This window comes from Streptomyces sp. NPDC006265 (genome assembly GCF_040613555.1).
In the GTDB taxonomy this organism is placed as follows: domain Bacteria; phylum Actinomycetota; class Actinomycetes; order Streptomycetales; family Streptomycetaceae; genus Streptomyces.
On sequence record NZ_JBEXSH010000084.1, the window covers coordinates 1 to 4,567 of the forward strand.

Annotated in this window: 4 protein-coding genes and 1 pseudogene; all 5 read left to right on the forward strand. The window is 67.8% G+C overall.

What is annotated here, in order from left to right:
- Nucleotides 1-86: 86 nt before the first annotated feature.
- Nucleotides 87-455: pseudogene (locus tag ABZ281_RS10185) on the forward strand (type VII secretion protein EccB); the annotation flags it as partial.
- Between the two features lie 423 nt (nucleotides 456-878).
- Nucleotides 879-1,214 (forward strand): hypothetical protein, encoded by a 336-nt coding sequence (locus ABZ281_RS10190; protein ID WP_030838414.1) that lies wholly within the window; start codon nucleotides 879-881, stop codon nucleotides 1,212-1,214.
- Nucleotides 1,215-1,312: 98 nt separating this feature from the next.
- Entirely contained in the window at nucleotides 1,313-1,621 is a 309-nt protein-coding gene (locus ABZ281_RS10195; RefSeq protein ID WP_356653974.1) for a WXG100 family type VII secretion target, read from the forward strand.
- A gap of 374 nt (nucleotides 1,622-1,995) precedes the next feature.
- Complete coding sequence (locus tag ABZ281_RS10200; protein WP_356653976.1) at nucleotides 1,996-2,463, forward strand: type VII secretion system-associated protein; 468 nt, start codon at nucleotides 1,996-1,998, stop codon at nucleotides 2,461-2,463.
- 175 nt (nucleotides 2,464-2,638) lie between these two features.
- A partial coding sequence (locus ABZ281_RS10205; protein WP_356653978.1) for an AAWKG family protein occupies nucleotides 2,639-4,567 on the forward strand: 1,929 nt, incomplete at its 3' end.

Sequence of the window (4,567 nt, forward strand, 5' to 3'; positions counted from 1 at the left end):
CTTCGCGATGACCAGCCAGGGACAGTCCGGTGCGACGCTCTACATGATCAACCACGGCATCTCGACGGCCGCGCTGATGCTGGTGGCGGGCTGGCAGCGGCGCCCTGGTCAGGGCCCTGCACGCAAGCGGCGCCGCCCACGCGGGCACCACCTACCTGGTGGCGGAGAACGGCGTGAAGTACCGGGTGAGCGACAAGAGTTCCCTCGCCGCACTCGGATACGGGCCCTCCGACATCGGCTCCGTCCCGGCACCCCTGCTCGCGGCGCTCCCGACCGGAGCGGACCTCGACCCGGCCGCCGCGTCCGGAGCCGGCCGGCCCAAGGTCACCGCTCCCGCGTGCGGTGCCGCCGCCGGCGACGGTACGGAACAGCGGAAGGCGGACAGCGGCAAGGCGGACAAGAGCGGCAAGGCGGAAGCGGCGGGCACCGCTCCCAGAACCGGCACCGCAGGCTGATCGCGGCAAGGATCGCAAAGGGCGGCGAAGGAAATGAAATCACCGGCCGGACCGGGGCTATTTCGAGCCGAAGGAAAGCTCAGGAAAAGCTCAAGTATTCCGCCCGGTGTGACGCACGGAATGCCGTGGGTGCACGCGGATCCGAAACGGTCCTTCCCGATGACCGTTCGGCTTCCCGGCGTGCCCGTTTCCCGCCCGAATTGAACACCGCCCGCCGGACGTCCCGGGTTCTTCCCGCCCGGCCGGTGGCCGAGCCCGTTCATCCGGGCGTGACCCGACCGCAACTCCGTTGCCGTACAACCGAATTCCATCCGTCTGACCTATGCTCAAAAGTCACCGATCGCGTTGCGCGGAACTCCGGGACCTCTTTAGCCTCGGCGTGCAACGGTGCCACGAGACCTGCCTGAACGAAGGGAACGCGACATGGCGGACAGTGCCGCGAGGAAAGCGGACTATGCCAAGGGCTTGGGGGGCGTCTCCTCCCTGGAGTCGGCCCGGGACCAGGTCGAGAAGATCCAGAACAACGTCGCCGAGATCGCCGCGCGTTCAGGTGTCGGCGGCGACGAGGGCCAGGCCCTGCTGAAGCTCTTCCGCAGCTGGAACGCCGAGGCGCAGAAGGTCGTCATCCAGATCAGCAAGATGGTCGACGCGCTTCAGGAGAACGTGACCTCCGCCAACCGTCTGGCGAAGGAGAACCAGGACCTCACCGAGGTCCTCAACAGCAAGACCAGCCAGGGCGTCTTCGAAGCGCTGCGCTGACCCACCCCCCACCCGCGCGGCACCGGCCCCCTTCCGGCGAGGCCGTACCCCCGTGAGTTCCGCCGGGCTGTACGCCCGGCCCCCCGAGAGGAGACGTCATGGCCGACGGCATCATCGACGTGCAGTACGGCAAGGTCCGGCACGCGGTCGAGGAGCTGATGGACCAGACCCAGGCGATCATCAAGACCCTCAACAACCTGGAGGACGAGCTGAAGCCGCTCGTCATGTCCTGGGAGGGTTCGGACCAGCAGACGTACCGCGAGGTCCAGGCCGAGTGGGACCAGGCCACCAAGAACATGGCCCAGCTCCTCGGCGACAACGGCGAGTTGGTCCAGACGATCCACGACAACCACTCCCGGGACGAGCGCCGCAGCGCCGACAACTGGGGCGGCGTGCGGGCCCGTTAGGGTCTCCGGGACGTACGCGGGCCCCGGGCCCGCTGCGACGGCGGCCCTGTCGGGGCCGCCCGTACGTGCCTCGCTTACGTCCGGCGTCCGTCCGGCGCACGTCCCCTGCGTCCGTCCGGTGAGTGGCCCCGGCATCCCCGCGGTGCGGCCCCCGGTGTCGTCCGTCCGGTGCGTAGCCCCGGCGTCCTCCACGGTGTGCGGCCCCGGCCCCGGCGCCCGGTGAGTCCGAGCGCCCGGCGCGCCCGTTCGGAAGGCGGCGGGCGCGCCCACGCCAGGGCCGTGCGGGCGCCCGCCGGGGCCCTCGCGGTCGCGCGGGGCGTCCACCGGGCGGCCCCCCATCCCCCTTCCGGCACCAAGCGGCAGGAGAGCGTCCCATGGCCGATGAGAAGGCCGACGTCAAGCACTTCGACCTCAAGCAGATGGAGAACTTCCGGGACTACGAGGTGCAGCCGGTGTACACCGCTGCGAAGAAGCACCGCGAAGAGGGCGAGAAGAACATCCGCCCGCTCGGCCAGCTCATCGACGGGCACACCACCCCGGACAACCTGGACCAGAAGCAGCAACTCCTGCGCATCGGCAAGATGGTCACCGATCCGCTGGTGTCGGGACCGACGCTGATCGAGGACATCCGGGGCGCCGCCGAGGCCATTGACAAGCTGCTCGGTGACCAGATGGAACTGTTCAAGGAGTTGAAGGAGGCGCTCTCCGAGACGATCGAAGAGGCCAACAAGACCAAGAACAAGAACCTGGACGCCATCGACGCGCAGACGCTGCTGCAGACCTTCGAGGATGTCGACAGTCTCACCGCAGGCACGTCCGGCACGGCGGAGGAGGACGACTGAACCCGCGCCGCGCGGGCCGGAGCCGACCACGGCCGTCCGGCTGACCTCCTCGAGACAGACACCCGGCTGCCAACCCGTGTGACCACGCGGTGTGCCGGCACGGACGACGACCGACCAGAAAGGGTGCCCGGTGGCCGACCGGTACGATCCCGATTCCAAACAGCACATCGCCGACATGGACGATCGGACCGACGCGTCGTCCGACACCTGGGCCACTCTGGTCACCCACATCACCGGCTATCCCGTGCCGGACCGCAACACCGTCTTCGACACGCTCCGCTCCGACCACGGCGGCAAGCTGTTCCGGATGGACATCAAGGAGCGCAGTCTCGGCTTGCTCGTCAAGGACTCCGGGTTCCTGACGAACAAGGGCGAGGACTACGACATCTGGTTCTTCGACGGGGGCAAGAAGAGCTCGATCATGCAGGCGCGGATCGTCTTCGAGGGCCGCGTCAAGTCCGGCGACGAGCTCATCTGGGCCGCACCGGGCTCCGACAACGTCGAAGACGCCCAGGTCCGTGACGGCAACGAGTTCACGGACTACAACAAGGACAAGATGAGCACCATCCCGCTCGCCCGGTACATGAACGGGCCGCGGGCGGCGCTCCTGGAGCTCCTGAAGGGCGACACCCAGGACGCCCGGTTCAGTGATCTGGGAGTGCCCAGCGCCGACGCGGTGGTCCTGGACTCCTTCAACCGCACCGGCGAGTCCTTCGACTTCGCGGCCAAGTTCTTCAAGGACCAGGCACCGATACTGAAGGACTGGGAGGACCGGTTCGGCCGGGACGACGCGAGCTGGAAGGGCGAGGCGGCGGAGGTCTTCCGCAGCCTGCTCAAGAAGATCCGCGAGAACTACGACAACTACGTCGAGACCTTCAACAAGTCCGTCACCGGCGACGACACCGGCACCGGCGAGACGGTGTACTCGCGTGCCCTGTCCCTGGGCCGGAAGTACCTGGAGGACGCGGCCAAGGAACTGCTGAAGGCGTGGCTGGACTGGGCCAAGTCCCCCTACTACGACCCACACCGGGTGCTGCGCTACGTCCTGGATGATCTCGCCCGGTGGGTGGACTCGGACAACGTCGCCAGGACGGACATCAAGTCGTACAGCACCCGCTACAGCACGTCCGTCTACCACAGTCCGAAGGCGGGCTTCACGCACGTGCACCCCGACTACGGCGACCTCACCGACATCGCGAACTGGGCGAAGGTCGGCGACGAGGCGGTGAAGATCTGGTACCGGGGGATCGACGAGCACCTGGGCGAACCGGCGGCCAAGGTGCAGTCCACGCTGAACAACCACTTCCTCGACCTGGGCAAGGACTTCTCGGGGAACATCCCCGAGCCGAAGTCCACCAGCACGGCCTCCGAGGAGTACGAGAAGCGGAAGCTGCAGGAGGAAAAGGACGAGATCAACCGGCAGAACGAGGAGAACAAGAAGTATCAGGACGAGCTGCGGGAGGAGCAGCGGCGGCAGCGCGAGGAGGACAAGAAGTACCAGGACGAGCTGCGGGAGGAGCAGAACCGGCAGCGCGAGGAGGACAAGAAGTACCAGGACGAGCTGCGGGAGGAGCAGAACCGGCAGCGCGAGGAGGACAAGAAGTACCAGGAGGAACTCCGCAAGGAAGCCGAGCGTGAGGCCGAGGAGCAGCGGGCGAGCCTGGAGGACAGTCTGGGCGGCCTCAACGATCCCAACGCGGTCAACGAGCAGAACCTGAACGGCCTCGACGACCTGCTGAACCAGAGGGCGTTCACCACCGAGAGCCCCGGCGACCTCAACGACGTGAACTCGCTGGGCGGTTCCGGTGAGCAGGGCCCCCTGGGCCCGGTCCCGAACGTCCAGAACCTCGGCAGCCTCGGCGGCCTGAACAACGCCCGGGGCGGGACGGACAACTCCGTCAACGACGCGATCAACCAGAACCTCGGCAGCCTGAACGGCACCGGCGGCTCCCTCAAGACCCCGACCGGCGGCAACACGCAGCTGACCAGCGGCGGAGACGTGACCACCGACTTCCCGGGCGGCGGCAGCACCAGCTTCGACCCGGACAGCGGGGTCCTCACCACGACCCACCCCGACGGCTCGGTCACCACGCAGAACCTGGGC